The following is a 19,279-nucleotide window of genomic DNA, read 5'->3' as shown; positions in this document are numbered from 1 at the left end:
CTCTCATTCCATGAGGAAAATCCCTGGATCGGTATGGTATCTTCCGATGGAACGAAAGATTGTAATTAGGGGCACATTTCATGGATCAATTATGTGCGGATTTGGGCGGGGGGCTTCAGAATAAGCACTGTTTAACGAGATCTCCTTTTGCCCAATGTAACAAAAGTTACATGCCAGCCAAAAGGTAAACCATATATTCGCTTCCTAAATGCTATAAAATTCTTCATAGCCATATTTGCTGCCTAGGTTTTCTTGGGAAAATTTATAGCTGTGGATTCCAAACTTCCTGAGGTTTTCAACTTCAGAAAAAAGGATATTTAAGTATTGAACTTTAAAACTCACAATTATGAAAAATTCAGTAAACGCTGCAATAATATTTTTGGTGCTATTTACAACATCTGTGAATGCACAAACCTCAAGAAATACCGAAAAATTCAATTATATAGTTTCCACATCAACAATGGCTCAGCTTGAGCCCATCATAGCTACCGCAGAAGCTCTTGCAAAAGAAGATGCTGAAAAATTCGGTGAATTTCAGGCTATTATTTATGGAAAAACCGTTCAGGAACTCACCGATAAGGAAACCATGAAAAAATTTATTGCGAAGGCCAAAAATGCCAACGTAAGACTTATCGTGTGCAACATGGCCTTGAAAACTTTTGAGGTGAACCCCAATGATATCCCTGATGAATTTGAGATAGTGGATAATGCATTCACGTATATTCTACAAATGCAAAAACAAGGGTATCTGAGCATTCAACTTTAAAGGAAATCCTTGAAATAAGCATATAGCAAAAGCGAAGTTTATTTCAATAGTCCAAAATTTTTCTACCGTCCTGGGAACAGAATTCCATTGTCAGCGAAAGAGAAAAACATTTCAAAAGCCCGCTAAATTTTTACTCTGTTGCTGGAATTCCTTTTATCTCCTGCACGGTTAAAGTTACACAAGGGGTAAGGTCTTTGGTTAAGTCAAAGCCAACCTTGATCCCATCGCTCCGATGTTATCAAAAATATTAGCAGAAGAGTTTTTGTTTTGAATATGGACTAAGAAAGAGTCAGATACTCCATCATGCACTGTCATGGTTTACTAGACGTATCTCGGAAACTGTTCTGGGTTCAGGCCGAATTGTTGGCCAGCTTCTCAATGTTTTCATTGCCAAAAATCTGCGCCTGATGTACACAGTAGTATTTAATCAAGTGTTCAGGAATATAATAATTCTAAATTATCCCAGGCATTATTGTAATCCCCCCAATCCAGCACCCTTGAAATGACAAAATCGATGTCCTTTCTGTAATCAAGTTTATTTAAATCTACCTCCCAAGAAATTGCATTGGGGAAATAATCCGAGAGCCGAATTTTCCTAGCAGAGGAATTGACTTTACAATTGGTGCTAAACGTTTGATTTTGTTTAAGCAAATGTAGCAAAATTTGAATTATGAGGTTACTATTCAGAAGGAGAGGGGAAACATTAATTCAGTTGGTTTGCGATTAGTCCAGCAGAGTAGGTGATGACCGAGCGTTAAAAAAGCTCCGTTAGGACGGAGCGGAAAGGATTAGTCCCTTTGGACTACTTTAGCGACGGGCCGGAATGCAGGGTTGGTTTAAGCGAGGGGCCAGGTTGCAGGGTGGCCCCGACGACTCGAAATAAAAATAGCCAGGCAATGCCCGGTTATTTCAATGCAGAGGAGGAGGGATTCGAACCTATGGTGTATATCTTGTAAAAAGTGCCTTAAAATATCGTATATACGTATATATGTATATATAGGATTTGGAGTGATGACCAGTTTTATGCATATTTGATCAATATTTTAGCCCCCCAAATAACCCCCCTTTTTTTTAAATTGCTTACCTTTATACTTCAATTGATGGATGAAGGATGGAAGCAACTTTGCGTTTTGAGCTAAGACAGGATAAAGTTAACCGGAAAGGAGAGCATCCCCTGATGCTGATTATCCGGGTTTCAGGACAACGACGGAAAGTGGGTACCGGGGTAAAACTCCAACCGGAGCTTTGGGATAATGATAATCAGAAAATCGTCAACCTTACCCAAAAACAGAAAACAAACCTACAGAAACTTTATGGAGGTATCACTACCAAGAACCAGTTAACACAGTATCAGGAGGAGTTATTCTCCATGGTAAACAAGATTAAAACCTTGGAATCGAAATTTTTGTATGAGGGGATTTCCTACAGTGCGGATATGATTGTCGAAGCATTGAAAGGATCTGTCACAGTTAAGACAAAAAAGGAAGACCCTTCCAATCTCGTTTATGATTTTATTGACCGTTACATTGTAGAACATAAACTAACGAGGGTGAAGGGAAGTCTTGTCGTATACAAATCATTAAAAAAGCATTTAAAAAACTACCAAATTAAAACAAAGACTAATATCCGGTTTGATAAAATCGATTATTCCTTTATGCATGCCTTCCAAAATTTTTTAATAGGGTGGGAGGAGAGACATGAAACCACTGGCACACTCAAAACCTTGAATAATATTACGATTGGGAAGCAGCTGAGTACGCTCAAAACCTTTCTCGGATATGCCAAAAGACAAGGTATAAAAGTCAATGACGGCTTCAAGGATTTTTCCATTAAAAAGGATAAGCTTGAGGTCATTGCATTAACTCAGGAAGAGTTGGACCTGCTTTTTAATTTCAACCTAACCTTGAATAAGCGTTTGGATCAGGTCCGAGATGTGTTTTGTTTCAGCTGTGTGACGGGTTTCAGGTTTTCCGACCTACAGCAACTAAGAAGAGAACATATAAAGGAAATGGAAATTCGTCTTACCATCAAAAAGACCAAGGAGCATTCCATTGTACCTTTGAACAGTTATTCCAAAGCCATTTTAGAAAAATATATTGATTTGGCCAGCCCCATTCCCATGATCTCCAACCAAAAATTCAACAAATACATCAAAGAGCTATGCAAGCTGGCTGGGATTGATGATCCGATTGAAATCATCCGGTACAAAGGAGCTACCAAACAGTCCACTATATACCGGAAGTATGAGGTAATCAGCGCACACACCGGACGAAAAACCTTTGCCACACTCTCCCTGGAAAAAGGGATTCCTGCAGAGACCGTGATGAAAATAACAGGCCATGCGGATTACAAAAGCTTTCAACGCTATGTGAAAGTTACTGAAGAAAGAAAAAGAAACGAGATGCAGAAAGCCTGGGGAGCTCCTGTATGAGATAGTAAATAATTATGCCATGGAAAAATTTGATCCACAAAGGCCCTTATGGCTGTATAAGCTGCGGGAATACCTGCTTCTTTTTGATGGCAGCTCCGAGGAAGAAAGGATGTTGGCCTATCGGTACGGCTGGCATATTTTTTCCAGTAACAGACAGCATTTTGAAGATTTCGCCCACTTCATCCGGCGGAGAAAATGGTTTATTTACCTGTCCTTAATCTATCCCATTATACTTACTTTTCTTAGCCTTTTGCTAGCCCTCTCGGTTTTGACGATTGACGTTACATTAAAAGTACCCATGGCCCTTATTTTTTCAGGGATTACGGCAGGGATTATTTATAACCTGATTGGCAATACCCTTAAGAATATTCGGGAGACAGGCATTTTTCTCAAGTATGTCGATCCTACGGAGAAACTGGCCAATTTCCGGGAATTTGAAACCCTGGATTTTCTTGACAGAGAGGCTGCTCTCCATTTTTATGAAAATATGCGGACGAAACGAGATTATGCCAAGATCGAAACCTTTGAAAACAAACTGGATAAAACGGAAAAACTGCTGGCCCTTGATTTTTTACTGGGGGATCCCGGGACCTTGAATGAACTGATCAATAAACTGTGCCTTGATCATAACTGCAGCTTGTCTAAAGAAGGCGTTTACCGGGTTTTGGGTGAAATTCTGTCCGCATCTTCGGATAACATCAAAAAGGATATCATAAGAGGAGTGAAAGAAATCAGATCTGCAGAAAACCTTTCCTCAAAAAGAATCGAGCAACTCAGAAACGTCCAAGGCATTTTCCACCAATCAAAATTGGCATTAAAAGCCAACGAGATCGATAGGTTAATTTCTGGTGGCGGAAACCTAATTTATGAGGCAAAATCATCAAGGAATTTTACTCCTATCAAAAATATAAAGTGTCCAAGCAGATAGCTGACAAACAGAAAGATTATCGAGTGTTCTGGTCTATCCAAGAGCAAATACCTTTTCTATTTCCTCACATGATAAGGCTTGTTCAGTTTCTTGGATGTAATAATAAACCTTATCCTTGATCACATAGGTGAGAAGAGCACCCAGTAACAGGATGGAAAAGAAATCCATCAGACCTATGAAAAATTTATTGGGTTCATCTATTATTTATTTGATTTTAATCTGGTGCTTTCATAGGTTTAACCTCAAAAACCTTCTGAGCACTATGTGTGGAATCCTTGTGATACTTAAATTTGGAGCGGACAAAAATGAATCGAATGTTCGCGGGAATCCTGGCGACATAGGTGAACTGCTGTACGACACCTGGTTCTACAAAAAAAGACCCCTTATTTTCCAGTATGTTTGTATCAACAAACGTTTCCGGGAATTTGGCAATCTGGTCGATAGCCTTCTGCTCATCTTGCCGGTCGATGACCTGCGGGTGGTCTTCACCCTTAAGCAATACTATTTTTGCATCCTGTTTAATTCCCAGAATTTTCAAATGGAGGTCGTCGATCATATTTCTGACTAGCCCTTTATTATGCAGAATTATTGTCACTTCAGCGATGTAGTGGCCGGCTTGCGGACCCAAAAAAGTTGCTGCTAGTTCAAATTGTATTCGGGCTTTGTGTTTTCGTTCAATTTTGTCCTGCTCCGCCTGTTTTGCTTCCTGTTCTTCCCTTTTTCGTTTATCCAGGCGATGACCGAAGTACAAAATTAAAAGGGGTATGGTGGCGGCTATTATTGTATTGATTATTGCATGTGTTTCCATGATTAAATATGTTTTTTGGCTTTGAATTTGAACCAGCAGGAATATGCCTGCATAAATAAGGAAGAAAAATCCCATTAATAGTATCAATCTTTTGGCCTCAGGGGGAAGAGTATGGTCTGGTTTGTTGTTTAAAAAACATTTATTGTTATTGCTTTTGGAATCCCCCTCTACAAGGGTTGCTTTAGGATCACCATAGTCCCAGATTTTATTGAGCCCTTGAATGTGGAAGCGGATATAATTGGCCCGGTTCCATCCGCTGCGGATATGAAAGCCGTAAGAGCGGATCATATACATTCCATAGCCACTGAGTATGCAGCCTAAAAAACCTGTTAATAAAACCAGGGAAGGGTTTTTTATGCCCATGTCATCTGCCAGAAATTCTTTTCCAATGAAACCCAATAATCCACCCAATAGGGTATAAAAAAAGGTAGCCATGGTCCACATCCTGTCCTTTATTTTGGCAGCATCATCGGTAAACCATTTCCATAGCTCCAGGGATTGCTCAGGATGCTCATCTAATTGATAGTTATGCTGGATTTCTTTCATGTTAATTCTATTATATTTTCTGAGAATATATAGAGAAGTCTGAATAGTTGTAAGGTGAGCGGAAAAGAATATATTGAATGGTCTTGAGAATCCAAGTGACTTATATGAATTGATGGACGACACAAAGTTTTGATTTATAATAATCTTTTCAAGAATATTTTTAATGACAAACATTTTCCCCACATTTTTTCTATTCATAAGGGTTGGATATTATCAAAGCCTGTTAATCTATTTTAACTTACGCAGATCTCTTATATTGTGGTATGTTGGTTTAATGTGTAATTCACCGAAGGTTATCAAATTCTTGTTCGAGAAACAGGGATAGCAAGTCTCTTTGATTTGCCTGGTGCTCTTTTGAGAGCATAAATAATTTATGACTATTCAGCCATAATAACTTGAAGTTCCGATATTTTTTTAAATGTTCGATTTTTGACATAATCACGAACTCTGTTTGTAAAGTGGCCTCCCACAACATGAGTTAGCGACTTAGTTAGTTTTTTTGCCTTTTTAAAATTATATACCTGGAGTGCAGTTTCAATTTTCATTTCATGCTTTCACTTAAGCCTGTCTACTATTGACGTTTGGACCTCCTGCATGTGCTTTAAGCGCGCAGCACCTACATGCTTGAGGTACAATCTGTTGACTATTTCAGAGAATTTACCCTGGTACGAGAGTTTTTGAAGCTCCTTTGGCACTAGATCCCACAATTCAGTCAAATAGTCTTTCTCAAAATCCCTAACTACTTGATTCATCTTTTCAAAACTTGTCTGAAACGCTTTTAGCTTAGTTTCTTTAATTTTACCAGGTACTGCCGGAGCAACATTTGTTATATTTTTGTTTAGCCAGCAACTGGGGTTTTGTTTACACCAATCTGTTTCAATTGCCATATGAACCGCTACGTTGAATTGCACTTTGGCAACTGGTCGTTTTCCCCTTTCCTGTTTTGCCTGCAAGGACCATAATGAATCTACCCATCTCTTAGCACCTTGTTTAACTCCAGAAACGTAAGCATTCCTGTGCTGCTTTTGAACAGCCTGCCCCTGGCCTATAAAGTAAAATACGACAGATATAGCAGGAGCTGCCAGGCCTGCTGCCAAAGCTGCATTTCCTGAAGCAGCCTCGCCGATTAAAGCCAAGGCAGCATCAGCGATTATGGATCCATAATTAGGCAGGTCACTTTCTGGTTTCCTGCTGCCTTTAATCTCTGGGTCTAATACTTTCTCAGGTCCCAATCCTCTATTAGGGAGGCCTCTTATTGCATCTTCTATCGGTTTGGCATCTACCTCCGGCGCCTTTAAAATTAGTTCCGGAACGCTTGGTCTAGGTTTTAGCCGCTGACCACGTTCCTTTTCCAGCGACCATGCCTTTTGAAAGCGATTGACGTACTCTTGCCATCTATCCGAATGAGAGAATGGATATGCAGATTCTACCAAACCTGCAAGAGGATCAGTTTCTGGCCAGGCAACTCCTATGAATTGGGACAAACCGTATGGCTCATTCAGCCGCCTCTCCAATTCTTTTTCCATATTGAGAAGCGTGCCCGCAGTCATGCTTTGAGCTTCGAGTAAGCCTAATTCCGAATCTGCCAAAAGACGGTCACTGTAATTAATAAGAAATTGGTGTTTTGATCGAGCACGAGCCATAAATTCCTTCGCTGAGGAAGGCATAAGGACGTGGGCGGCCTCCATCCCCATCACCTGTCCTGTATTGACTACCTCTTCATAATCAGCAGGACGAGGGGGAATCGTGGCTATGCGACTTGGGCCAACAGATGTAGAACCTGTCCCACGGTTATTTATGCCCGTTAATTTAGTATTATCGCTCATAAGAAAAGATCCTTAAAAAGCTCTTATTATTGTACGCATGCTATTTTGTTCAGCTTTATTCTAAAATTAATGTTTCTAAGAATCTCCTGTTCCTCCAGAAACTGGTGGTACAATAGTTGCGCTGTCATTCCCTTCAAAAACGTATTTTGCCTCAATCTCCGGATCATCAAGTTCATCCATAAGCAGCCGCTGCGCATAGCGAATTTTCTCCATCTTCTTAAGCCTCAAGCCTTCCTGTGCATCCGCCGCATCAATTTGTCTGTGCAGCAACTTGAAGTTCTCAAGTAACGGCGTAGAGCCAAGTATTGCTTCAATATAAGTTGCATCCATCGGCACAACAATTTCCTCGTCGTCTCTGAGAGGCGACTGAAGCAGTTTCTTCAATTGGGCAGTAAGTTCAACTCGAAGTTCTTCAAATTCTCTCGAAGATAGATTCTTCTTCAAACAACACACGTACTCCGAAAATTCGTCCAGAGAAATATTGCCAAGATCGTCTGGGTCAGTAATACCATAAGCACCTGCAGCTTTTTCAACGTAAGGCTCCATCATAAAGTCAGTAATCGCATTCGCCTTTTTCATAGGAAAAATCATATAATTGGCACGGAAGCCTAACAGCCCATCAATATCGGCGACCTGGTATAGTGGTACTGTATCAAGCGTACCGTTCTCCTTTTCCGGAGGGAGGATTATATCCCCTGTCGTAGCAAAGGGATAAACATTGGCACGTAGATGTGCAACATTTGCCAAGGCTCCCAAGCTTGGCTTTTTATTGATTTTGTATTTCCGCTTAGCCCGTTTCAGTACAGGAACCGGCACATCTTTAAGGCGCAGCCAGCGCTGCTGGAAAGGTTCGTGCATCCAAATGGCCTGCATGTAATGGGTGATATTATCCTTCACATGATTCTTTAGTTCGGTTACCAGTACGACATTCGCAAGGTGTTTGGACAGCCGGTCCGTATATTCTTCTGTTGCACGGCCCAAACTGTTGTTGGTCTGGGCAAGCTGTCCTTCCTGATCACGCAGCTTTTGAATTTCACGCTGATAGGCATCTTGCGAGGCGGCTTCCCGGATGCGAGCTGTTTCCGGAGTTTCGGATTCACCCCCTCCCAGAAAGCTATCAGCAAAGGCGCCGACCGCTGTGTAGGATGTTAGCTTTTTCGCAAGCCCGAAAAATCCGCTGTCTTTACTTTTTCTTTGAGTAGCACGAGCGGTTCTTTCCATAGAACGCTGAAGTGAAGCATACCGGGATTCTGTAAACACACGGGAATCGGAGACATCTTCTTTCAGTTCTTCGACCAAACGGCGTTGTTGGGCAAGCGTTTTACGAAGTTCTGTAAGTGCAAATTCTTCGGCCACCAGACCTTCTGCGACGTACCTGAGTGGTTGTTTGAAAGAGTCGTCGAGCATCACCCGGTTTAAGATCCAGCGATGAGCAATCAGCCAGTCTTCGTCGATATCTTCAGGGCAGGGCATTTCCTGAGCGACTAAAACAACAGATGTAAGGCGGTGAAGACGTTCTTCAACGCGATAGCGGCGTTGTAATTCATAAAAGAGGTAGGTAACGCACAGCTCATCGTTCGGGTTCGTGATCGTACCCGACTCCTCAAACTCAGACTCGAATGTAGATTCAGTCTCCAACTCGACTTTGTGTTCGTTCTTATATTCACGTGCTGCTTTGACAACCGCTTCGTGAAAACTTTTCTTGGTCTCATCAGAATGATTTTCGGAATCCTCGCTTAGACCACCCGACACTTTCCCTGACCATATTCCTGTGGTGAAAGTCCCCTCGGCTGCGGCATGAAAATTAGTCTTATTCATCGCCTTCTGAACAATGTCAGCTTCGGCGCGTGTGGTGGAATTGGTCTCGCTCTTTAGGCTGTCAAGATTGGACTCAATTTCTTTCCGCGCACGTTTTTCTATTTTTTTAATTATTTTTTTATACCTTATGTTTTGGCCTGGTGCGAGGGGCATGCTTTTGATGAGTTCACCGACTTGATAAGCAGTAGGAGTCCAACGTTGCCGGTAATTGACTAGAAGACCAAAATTAACACTACGTTGTCGTTTGTTAGCGGCAAAATATTTAGCCGGGTAAGCAGAGGCTGCTCGTTCTATAAGTTGGTTAAGGGTGTGGTTGTTCGGCACAATAGATTTGTTGGTAGCTTGCCGTTCAAGCTCTGCCTGAGCAATACGAATAAATCGTTCACCCTGCGTTTGCAAGTCACTGACTTGATTTGTTACCCATTCCCGAGTTCGATTGTAGTGTGGTAAATCCAATCTGTTGTCTCCGTCATCATAAAGTAATTTATCGGAAAACGTACTCAAATCATTGTAATATTTGTCAATCTTTGTAGAAATACTTTTTAACTCTAATTGATGTTCACTACTGAGAGCAGACCACTCTTCGTTGGTGATATCTATGTGTTTTTGCACACCAGCATCTGGAACTGCCACATAAGCGAAAACACCTTTTAAACCATATATCCCACACGCATCATTAGTTACAGCATCCGTAAAAGCCTTCGGATCACCACCATTTTCGACATAATGTTCATAAATAGTGCTAACGCTGCCTATGAGACTGTTATCTAGCGCTTCAGTCCACACCGGCTTAAAAGCAATTTGTAAATCGTAGAAATCATGGTAGGCAGGGACATCGGCCGGTCCTGGCGGCAGCGTTAGAGAAGGGAAGGTGCTAGTTTTGCTGATATCTTTTTCTGTCAGTTGCGTTCCCGGCGATGGTAATGGTGAAGTCTCATTATCAAGTATAGAAACTTCGTTGAGAATATTGGCGATATAATGCGGAATATCTGCTTTAAGCCCATCTATAGTGACATTTCCACCCGTCAAATCAACCCGGTCCCCCGGTTGAGGAGAATCAATCCCAGGTTCCTCATCGATGCCGCCATCCTCACCATCTTCTTCACGATCAGGAATTGGATTTTCAGTTACAGGTTCGCCTAATAGGCAGCGCTCCCCCTTGGTTTTTTCACGGCAATAGAGTTCAACTACATTAACCCGGTTAACGATTTGGCTGCCATTTTCAGGGTTTTCACCGGATTCACCGTTATTATTTAAGATCCTAGAGAGTATTTCCTCATTAACGGTGATTGTATCTTCGTCAGCAACAGTTTCATGTTCAGCTTCTAATTGCTGAACTTGCTTAGCTGTCAGGGATATCCGACCTGACAAAGCAATTTTCTTTTCCGAATCGACATCGAAGACTTTCGCCATAACGGTGAGCATTCGCTTCTCGGACTTAATGCGAACTGACTCATTGCCTTTTACGTAATCCGGATCTGCAGGCTCTCCATCTTTGTCAAGTTCAACATGGGAAAGGTTTTGTTGCAATTTCGGCTCAATATTTTTTTCGAAATCTCTGCGTATGGTTAAACGCTTTTTGAATTTGTCCTTAGAGACTGCGAGTTCCGCTGCATCAAGTGCTTGTTTTGTTGCATAGTTTTCTGCGATACTTTCCGGTGACCTGGCGGTTGCTTGATTGGAAGAACTATTATTAACATCAATATAGTTCTTGTCAAGACAGATAGGATAATACTCGATAGCAGCCGCATTTTGGCGCACATCTTTTGACTGAAATATGATTTCAATATCTTCACCCTCCTTACAACAGGAGGAGGCAATGAGCCACAGATTGACACAGGGTTGACGGCTAAATTTGGATTGATCGTTATCGCCATACTCAATCAAGAACTCACCGGCTGAATCCGTTATTGCTGATCCTAATCGTGTAAGTGAATATTTGTTTAAATCCTTTCGCGCTTCAAGAGGTAAATTATCCTGAAAATTTGCAGTGGTATGAAAAACTTCAATGAGAATCTGGCGAAGATCTCTGTTACCCGCACTTACTCGACCTTTTACTTTAGTCATAATGGTTTTCTCCTTTTTTTAAATTAGCAATATATTATCGGTCAATCCGTCCCCAGCCATATCCGCCAGGAAGATCGTCTGTTCGGGGTCGGCGAATACAATCGTCGGCCTTTGCTCTTCATCAATGGCTTTAGCCACATAGGCAGCCGGTAAGTGCAGGCGTTTTCCATCAGCCCCATACCCAACAAAAATGTTTTCTTCCGTTACCACTAACTCTGGCTGTCCATCTCCAATAAGATCGATCATGCGGGTATTAGGATACCGCAGGTTGATATTGGCCAGTTGTTCGAACGCTTTAAAGGGTTGCCAGTCAAGGTCATGGGTCAATTTAAAATAGCCCTGTAGTCCCGGACTGTTAACGACGATTTGCTTTTCACCATTTCCGGCCAGATCCTGAAGGGATAGGACGCCATTGGACAGGCCGCTAAAGGATGGCTTGGGAATAATTTGCTGGGCAACTGAAAAAGCAATCTCCCCATCATTACCGTTGGTGCCGAGATTGCTTTTGTAGTACCAGCCTTCGCCTTGCTCCGACAGGATACCGGAGATACCTTCTCCATACAAATCCACCCATTGATAGTTGTTGGTCAAACCAACCGGCGCATTGACGATCGCTTCCTGAGGTACTGTTTTTATATTTTTATTCCACTGAAGATTTTGGTAGGTAAACTCGACGGGTGGAAGAGACTTTTGGGAATAGCTTTCATCCGGTTTTCGGATATAACCAGTTTGCGTAACCGATTTAGGATAGGTGCCTTCGGTTTGACCGGATCCATTAATAGAAGATTCCTCGTAATCCAATGTTAAAGAGCGAACCATGTAATCTCTCCCAAAATCCAATTTATCTGGTGTGCCTACAAATTGCTCTTCCCCTTTAAAATGATGAAACATCAGGATCCGCTTGCACAAGCGGTTTGTTCGGATCTCAAATCCGGAGCGGTAGGAAGAAAAAGCATCTGCCCGGTAATCCCATGGGATATCGTCATCTGGTTTCGGATTGCCATTATCATGCTCTCCATAATCCATCACCAGCTCAAAAAAGTACTTATCCTCATCCACAGGTGGTTGGGGATCATAAGGATTGCCTGGATCGGCGTAATAGGCCTTGTGATTGCCGTATTTAATCCCTTTTAGATATTGATTGGTAATAGGCGCCAATTCATTCAACCGGTTCTTTTCCTCTATCGAATCAGGTACATTATCTAAGTTCTCTTCTTTGTATACATAACTTATCCAGTTGCCCTTATCATCATAACTGAATTCAGGCATCCACTGAAAAATCCGGCTGTCATCTTCGGGGTCGGCTATCCGGGCAGATGGGCTTCGGCCAAAAAGGGTAGCGACATTATCCCGGGTGGTAACCTTCCAATAGACACCATGGTCAGAGTGCGTGATTTTTTCGATTCTGGCAAAGCCGCCTTCTATTCGTGGCCGGTATCTTTTTACGACGTATCCATCTGCTCCATTATTGGGGTACGCCCTTTCTTTCCATTCTCCACCATCCTCTTCTAAAAAAGGCACTAAGTCTTCTGCCCCGGAAAACATGAAAACATCTTCCCCCAAACCATCCCGGTACGTTGGTAGTTTTTTATCCGTTTTTCGTTGGATCATGGGATATCCCACCGACCAGCCTAAGCCATACGGGCTATTACCACTGCCCGAGTTATAGCTCAATGATAAAGCCGGCGCGAAACCATTTCGTCCGGGAGAGACAGGTAAAGGAATGCTAAAACCGGCACTCCCATTAGCAGAATTAACTTCAAATTTTTCATCGATACCTTTTAAGGCACCACCACCTTTCGGAAGTGAAATCTGGGGGATCTGAATGGCATTGGATTCCGTAGCATGTTCCTGGAAAAGGGAAGGTATGCCCTCAACTGGTTTCTTTTGCTCCTCATTATTGGCATTTGGCTGATTCATTCCAGTTGAAGTTTTTAAAGTAACCCCTCCTTCACCTATTGCTCCATGTTCTTTAATGATCCATAAGAATCAATTATATGGTGTTGGACGGATTTTTATAGTAAAATAAATATGTCCAAAACAAAAAAATTGGTAGTCTATTTTGGAATTTAAGTATTTAATCTATTAAAAACTAAAATTTAACTTTTAATTAATAAAAATTTGTTAGAATATTTTCGGGATTAACTTACAGGGTGCAAGCTTATTATAAGAAGAGTGCCATATATTACCATCAAATGGAAGGGCAGGATGCATAGCTTGAGGATAACCAAAAGAAGACCCCTGATCAACTCAAATAGGAATCATGGGATAGCTTTCCATTAATTGTTTTAAAAGGTGAAATGGGTAAAGATGGAGAAGTGCAAAACTGAATGGATGAAAAAAATAATCCTTAGAGAATTATCTTCAGTAATTATAGAACCGTGGATGAATTATGGATAAAACAGCCCCCCAATTAGCCCCCCATTTAAAAATAAAAACCCTAACTTACTGTTTTTCAGTTAGTTAGGGTTCCACCCAGCAGAGGAGGAGGGATTCGAACCCCCGGTACCTCACGGTACAACGGTTTTCAAGACCGCCGCGATCGACCACTCTGCCACTCCTCTAATTTATTACCCGCAAGCCATTATCTCTGTCTTACGGTCTGCAAAGGTAGGTCTATTCTTTGAATTTGCAAACGCTTGAGGCTTGAAAAACACTAAATATTTGTATCACCTCCAGCGGGAAATTTGAATCCATATCAACCCACTGAAACCCAAGAAACTATTTAGATAGTCCCTCCAGGAATTTTTCAACCTAAAAAAATATCGACTTTTTTTAAATCCCCTAAATCCAACCCCGCCATTATCTGCGTATGTCCTGTCCTAACCAAAAAATATTTACTAATGAAGACAGCCAACATAAGTGCTTTTATCAAAGCCTGCCTTTTTGCAGGATTAGTGGGAATGGGTTTTTCCTGTAACGATGATGACCCGATGCCCATAGTGGAAAATCCAGAAGATGAAATGGGAATGGCCCCGGAAGTGAGCTTTACCGCACTTACTGATGACAACCGCATTGCACGGTTTGACGCAAGGCAACTAAACTCGCCAATGGACATCATGGACATTTCTGGACTCGAAAGCGGCGAAATGATCGTAAGTATTGACTACCGCCCGGCAACCGGCCAACTCTATGCCTTGGGATCCACAAGTCGAATCTACATCATCAATGAAAATGACGGAATGGCTACACCTCTAGGCTCCGCAGCCTTCAGTCCGGCCATTGACGGGGACAATGCTTCTTTGGATTTCAATCCAACTGTGGACCGGATTCGTTTAGTAACCGCTTCGGGCCAAAACCTAAGACTGCATCCCGAGCTCGGAACTGTGGTAGCTACAGACGGAATGATTAGTGGCGGTAGCAACCCCATGATTGGAGCCGTTGCCTATACCAACAGCATGGCTGGAGCCAGCAGTACGGTCCTCTACGACATTGACTTTTCAAGCAACAAATTGTATATCCAGAACCCACCAAACGACGGTGGCTTGGAAGAAGTGGGAGACTTGGGAATCGATTTTATGGGAATGGGAAATTTTGATATCAACCCTGATAACTCCGCCGCTTTGGCCGTAACCCTTGCAGATGATGATTCCAGACTATATAGCATCAACCTCTCTTCAGGAGCAGCTACTTGGGTAGGAACATTTTCGATACCGGTTGTGGGCATCGCCTTCAAAACAAATCCCGTGGCCTACGCTACTACGGCAGATAATATGCTGTACCGCTTCGATCCAACCGATCCCAGTATGAACGAAGTGGAACTAACAGGTTTGATGGACGATGAGATGGTTGTAGGATTGGATTTCAGGCCGGCAAACGGAGCCTTATATGCCATCACTAACCAGAGTAGAATTCTAACAGTAAACACATCCAATGGAGCTACCATGGCTATGGGAGACATGTTGGACCCAATGTTGGATGGGGAGAAGTTTGGTTTTGATTTTAACCCTACTGTTGATAGGATTCGATTGGTAAGCAACACGGGTCAAAACCTGCGCCTGCATCCTGACTTAGGGACTGTAGTTGCGGTGGATGGATCACTGAATCCTGGAATGCCAATGGTAAATGGAGCGGCCTATACAAACAATATTGCCGGAGCATCTTCCACGCTCCTTTATGTGCTAGATTCAGAAACAAATATGCTATATACCCAAGACCCACCGAATGATGGTGTGTTAGTGCCCGTGGGTGCTCTTGGTATAGAGATAAGCGGGGACAATGGGTTTGATATAGGCGGCATGTCGGACATGGGCTATGCGCTTATAGATGTGGGGGGCATGACCGGTGTTTACAGCATCAATCTTTCCACCGGAGCAGCTACCAAAGTCGCAGACTTTAATGTGCCAGCTACTGGAATGGCCCTTGGATTAGGATTTTAGGGTGGATTTTTAGGCAATTTTATTAAACAGCAAAAGGCTCTCAATTTTCTGAGAGCCTTTTATTTTGGTTGAATAGTCGTGGTTTATACTGAAATTGAATTTATTGCCAGTCATTATACTGTATATTTTACTTCTTAGTGCCTATTTTGTTTAAAGATAAGTGATATTTTTAAAGTTCATTATTGGAATTCCCCATTTCCTTAACCAACATATAGGTCTGCTGACCGATTTCCAGTTCCTCATTGGTGGGGATCACCAGGACCTTTACCTTTGATGAAGGGCTGTTTATCTCACGCATATCTGATTGCCTTGCCTGGTTTAAACTGTGGTCTACCTGAATACCAAAAAACTCCATATCCGCACAAACAGCCGCCCGCATATCGGGATCGTTTTCACCCACCCCGGCAGTAAAGACCAGAGCGTCCAATCCGTTTAACGCAGCTGTATATGAACCGATATATTTTTTAATCCTATAAGCATATAACTCGTATCCGAGTATCGCATCCGCATCGCCTTCCTGAATCGCTTTCTTCACATCCCGCATATCGCTGAACCCACAGAGCCCCAACATGCCGCTTTTTTTGTTCAACAACTCGTTGACTTCTTTGGGAGAAAAGCCGCGCTCTTGAATCAGGTGGAAAATAATGGATGGGTCTATATCTCCCGAGCGGGTACCCATTACCAGTCCTCCCATGGGTCCCAAACCCATGCTATGGTCGATTGACTGGCCGTTTTTGACAGCCGTGATGCTGCATCCGTTGCCCAGGTGGACAGTAATTATTTTGGAGTCCGGTTTTTCCAGGTAAATGGCAGCCTGACGGGTGACATACTGATGGGAAGTCCCATGAAATCCGTATGCGCGAATGCCATTTTCTTCGTACAACTCCTTCGGAATGGCATACCGGTAGGCTCGAGGTGGCATGCTTTGATGAAAAGCCGTATCAAACACCGCCACTTGTCGGGCATTGGGGAAAATGCGTTCAGCAACCGATATGCCCAAATAATTCGGGGGGTTGTGTAAAGGGGCAAGCGAAAACAGTCCTTTTATTTCCTCTTTAACGGTATCATTTATCAAAGTAGTGGAGGAAAATGATTCTCCGCCATGTACTACCCGATGCCCGATTGCGGTTACCTCATCCATATTGGATAAAACACCTTTTTCAGCATCAACTAACAAGGCTGTCACTTCTTTCAATGCAGCTTCGTGATCCAAAATAGAAGTTTCTACTTGATAGGTTCTTTTTTTCCCCTCTATATAGACATGGTGTGTGATACTGGATTGATCTATACCAATACGGTCTACCAATCCGGCACAATGTGGGTTTTCATCCGGCATATCGAAAAGTTGGTATTTGAGCGAGCTGCTGCCGGCGTTTATTACAAGTATTTTCATCGGTTAAAAGTAATTTTTTGTTTTAAAAGGGAGTGCTGGCGGCTCAGAATTACAAATAGGATTTGAATGGGTAATCAAAATCTTTTTCAGTATAATCTTTTAAACATACATCCCCTGCCTATTGCTGCGCCTGAATGGCCGTGATGACTACCGTATTAAAGATGTCATCTACCAGACAGCCTCGGCTGAGGTCGTTGACGGGTTTGTTGAGGCCCTGTAGTATAGGGCCAATAGCCACGGCGCCGGATTCCCGCTGTACGGCTTTATAGGTATTGTTGCCTGTGTTAAGATCCGGAAAGATAAGAATGGTGGCATTACCAGCAACCTCCGATCCCGGCATTTTTTGTATACCGGTGGCGGGGTCGACCGCTGCATCGTATTGAATTGGCCCTTCCACTTTTATTTCGGGATTTTTCTCTCGGATTAACTGGGTGGCCTTTCTTACCTTTTCCACATCGTCGCCTGTACCGGAAGCGCCTGATGAGTAAGACAGCATGGCCACTTTCGGGTCAATACCAAATTTGCTGCTGGTTTCCACTGATGATATGGCTATTTCGGCCAACTCTTCGGCTGTCGGATCGATATTGATTGCGCAATCCCCGAAAACCGTAACCCGGTCTGGAAGACACATAAAGAAAATGGAAGAAACTAGGGAAACGCCTGGACGTGTTTTGATAAACTGCAAGGCGGGACGTATCGTATGTGCGGTCGTGTGAATGGCTCCCGACACCATTCCGTCTGCATGTCCTTTGTGGACCATCATGGTCCCGTAGTAGGCAACATCCGACATCAGGTCTCTAGCCATCCCCATCAGCATGTTTTTCCCCTTCCGCAATTCAAACAGGGTATTCGCGTAATCATCAAAATGCACGGATTTTTGTGGGTCAATCAGTTGGCAGTTTTGCGGCGTAAGGCTTAGACCTAGCCGATTGATTGCATCTACAATTTCATCTTCATTACCCAACAGCGTAATGTTGACTACGCCCTGCTTTACCAATCGGTCAGCTGCTTTTAGAATACGGTCGTCTTTGCCCTCGGGTAGAACAATATGCTTCTTTTGACTTTTCGCCCGGGTGACGAGCTGGTACTGAAACATCCTAGGGGTAACACCTGACGGTTTTACATTGGCAATTTCCTTTTCCAGTCGCTCTACATCCATATACTTTCTGAATATGGTAATAGCCGTTTGAATTTTGTCTGTGTCCGTAGCTTGGATTTTGGAATGAATGCCGGCCACTTTGGTAGCTGCATGAAAGCTCGGTTCGGACACCGCCAGGATAGGAATTGAAACCTTTGATCCGCCGATCAGCCGCAGGACGGACTCTGGAAGTTCAAAACCTCCGGTTACAACGATCCCGGCAATTTTGGGATAATTCTGCGAGATGTCTGCCTGAAGTGTAGCCAATACTATATCTGACCGATCACCAGGAGTGACAACAAGAACATTTTTTTTGATATGGTTCAGAAAATTCGGCACCTGCATGGCACCGAAAATAAAGTGGTCGGCCCTGTTGTTGAGGTGCTCTTTTCCAAACATCACCTGTGCATTGAGGTGTTTTTTCACCTCCAACATCGTAGGACTTTTCAGTTCTATGATTTGTGGAATTACCGCCAATAGGATATCCTTTCGCAATTGGGCCCGTAAAGTGGTTTGAATTTCCTCCAACCGGTCTTCTGCTGCTTTGTTAACCACCAAAGCCACTACGCGCACTTTTCTACTTCGAAAATTCTGGACGGTAAGGAGTGCTGAATTGACGATTTGGGCTATACTTTTCCCCTCACCTGTGATAACTATGATGACCGGTGCCGCCAGGTTTTTCGCAATCATAACGTTGGCGTCAAATTCAAAAGCGGTACCTTCTCCCAGAAAATCACTGCCTTCAATGATAGTAAGGTCGTAATTTGATTCTTGTTCCTTGTATTTTTCGATGATGGTGTCAATGATGTCTTCCGGGTGTCCGGACTCGATCAAGAGATTTGCTTCCTCTTTGGTGAAGGCATAAGACTTGTTGTAATCAATGGGGAGTTTAAAATGATTGATTAACGTATCTATATGGGTATCTAGGCTTACCTCCGGCCTTTGGGTGATAATCGGTTTAAAATAACCAACCTTTTGCGCTTTGGAAAGCAACAAATCTACGAGGCCTAGTGCGATAATGGATTTTCCACTGAAAGGTTGTGCAGTGGCAATAAAAATATTTTTGGATTTTTCCATAAAAAGAAAGGTTGGTGTTTTGTTTTCATTCAGATGGCTAGTCTATCTGAAGGCTTACTAGTGCGAATTCCACCTAGTTATCTGAACGGTATGTTGCGATCA

The 19,279-nt window shown here is 42.8% G+C and carries 12 protein-coding genes and 1 tRNA gene; 4 read left to right on the top strand and 9 right to left on the bottom strand.

Annotated features, from left to right (window positions below; all coding sequences use genetic code 11):
- The first annotated feature begins 346 nt into the window (after nt 1-346).
- A complete protein-coding gene (locus FQ608_RS17695; protein ID WP_158859767.1) occupies nt 347-766 on the top strand; it encodes a DsrE family protein in 420 nt (139 codons plus the stop codon).
- Between the two features lie 435 nt (nt 767-1,201).
- Here the strand turns inward: FQ608_RS17695 and FQ608_RS28090 are convergent, their stop codons facing one another.
- On the bottom strand, nt 1,202-1,417 hold the full coding sequence (locus FQ608_RS28090) for a DUF6922 domain-containing protein (RefSeq protein WP_394351667.1): 216 nt from the start codon (nt 1,415-1,417) through the stop codon (nt 1,202-1,204).
- 460 nt (nt 1,418-1,877) lie between these two features.
- Between FQ608_RS28090 and FQ608_RS17690 the strand changes: the two genes are divergently transcribed.
- Together FQ608_RS17690 and FQ608_RS17685 are read left to right on the top strand one after the other, a co-directional pair.
- Complete coding sequence (locus FQ608_RS17690) at nt 1,878-3,197, top strand: site-specific integrase (protein WP_158859765.1); 1,320 nt, start codon at nt 1,878-1,880, stop codon at nt 3,195-3,197.
- Nucleotides 3,198-3,216: 19 nt separating this feature from the next.
- Entirely contained in the window at nt 3,217-4,125 is a 909-nt protein-coding gene (locus FQ608_RS17685) for a hypothetical protein (RefSeq protein WP_234364254.1), read from the top strand.
- A 33-nt stretch (nt 4,126-4,158) separates the two neighbouring features.
- Here the strand turns inward: FQ608_RS17685 and FQ608_RS27825 are convergent, their stop codons facing one another.
- From FQ608_RS27825 to FQ608_RS17660, 6 genes are all read right to left on the bottom strand, one after another.
- A complete protein-coding gene (locus FQ608_RS27825) occupies nt 4,159-4,293 on the bottom strand; it encodes a hypothetical protein (RefSeq protein WP_262885522.1) in 135 nt (44 codons plus the stop codon).
- 46 nt (nt 4,294-4,339) lie between these two features.
- Nucleotides 4,340-5,479 (bottom strand): RipA family octameric membrane protein, encoded by a 1,140-nt coding sequence (locus FQ608_RS17680; RefSeq protein WP_158859763.1) that lies wholly within the window; start codon nt 5,477-5,479, stop codon nt 4,340-4,342.
- A gap of 554 nt (nt 5,480-6,033) precedes the next feature.
- Nucleotides 6,034-7,305, bottom strand: coding sequence for a hypothetical protein (locus FQ608_RS17675; protein ID WP_158859761.1), 1,272 nt, complete (start codon nt 7,303-7,305; stop codon nt 6,034-6,036).
- A gap of 75 nt (nt 7,306-7,380) precedes the next feature.
- Entirely contained in the window at nt 7,381-11,190 is a 3,810-nt protein-coding gene (locus FQ608_RS17670) for a hypothetical protein (RefSeq protein ID WP_158859759.1), read from the bottom strand.
- Between the two features lie 18 nt (nt 11,191-11,208).
- Nucleotides 11,209-13,110, bottom strand: a complete 1,902-nt coding sequence (locus tag FQ608_RS17665; RefSeq protein ID WP_158859757.1) for a SpvB/TcaC N-terminal domain-containing protein — start codon at nt 13,108-13,110, stop codon at nt 11,209-11,211.
- Between the two features lie 559 nt (nt 13,111-13,669).
- Nucleotides 13,670-13,754 (bottom strand) — tRNA-Ser (locus tag FQ608_RS17660).
- 279 nt (nt 13,755-14,033) lie between these two features.
- Here FQ608_RS17660 and FQ608_RS17655 point away from each other — a divergent pair.
- A complete protein-coding gene (locus FQ608_RS17655; protein ID WP_158859755.1) occupies nt 14,034-15,569 on the top strand; it encodes a DUF4394 domain-containing protein in 1,536 nt (511 codons plus the stop codon).
- 169 nt (nt 15,570-15,738) lie between these two features.
- Here the strand turns inward: FQ608_RS17655 and FQ608_RS17650 are convergent, their stop codons facing one another.
- Both FQ608_RS17650 and pta read right to left on the bottom strand, forming a co-directional pair.
- Complete coding sequence (locus FQ608_RS17650) at nt 15,739-16,962, bottom strand: acetate/propionate family kinase (RefSeq protein WP_158859753.1); 1,224 nt, start codon at nt 16,960-16,962, stop codon at nt 15,739-15,741.
- Between the two features lie 118 nt (nt 16,963-17,080).
- Nucleotides 17,081-19,177: a phosphate acetyltransferase gene (pta, locus tag FQ608_RS17645; RefSeq protein WP_158859751.1), complete on the bottom strand. Its 2,097-nt coding sequence runs from the start codon at nt 19,175-19,177 to the stop codon at nt 17,081-17,083.
- Between the last annotated feature and the right edge of the window lie 102 nt (nt 19,178-19,279).

The sequence above is a fragment of the Lunatibacter salilacus genome, from assembly GCF_009797935.1.
GTDB lineage: Bacteria > Bacteroidota > Bacteroidia > Cytophagales > Cyclobacteriaceae > Lunatibacter > Lunatibacter salilacus.
The sequence above is the reverse complement of the archived record's forward strand: the minus strand, read 5'-3'. Positions and strand labels throughout refer to the sequence as shown.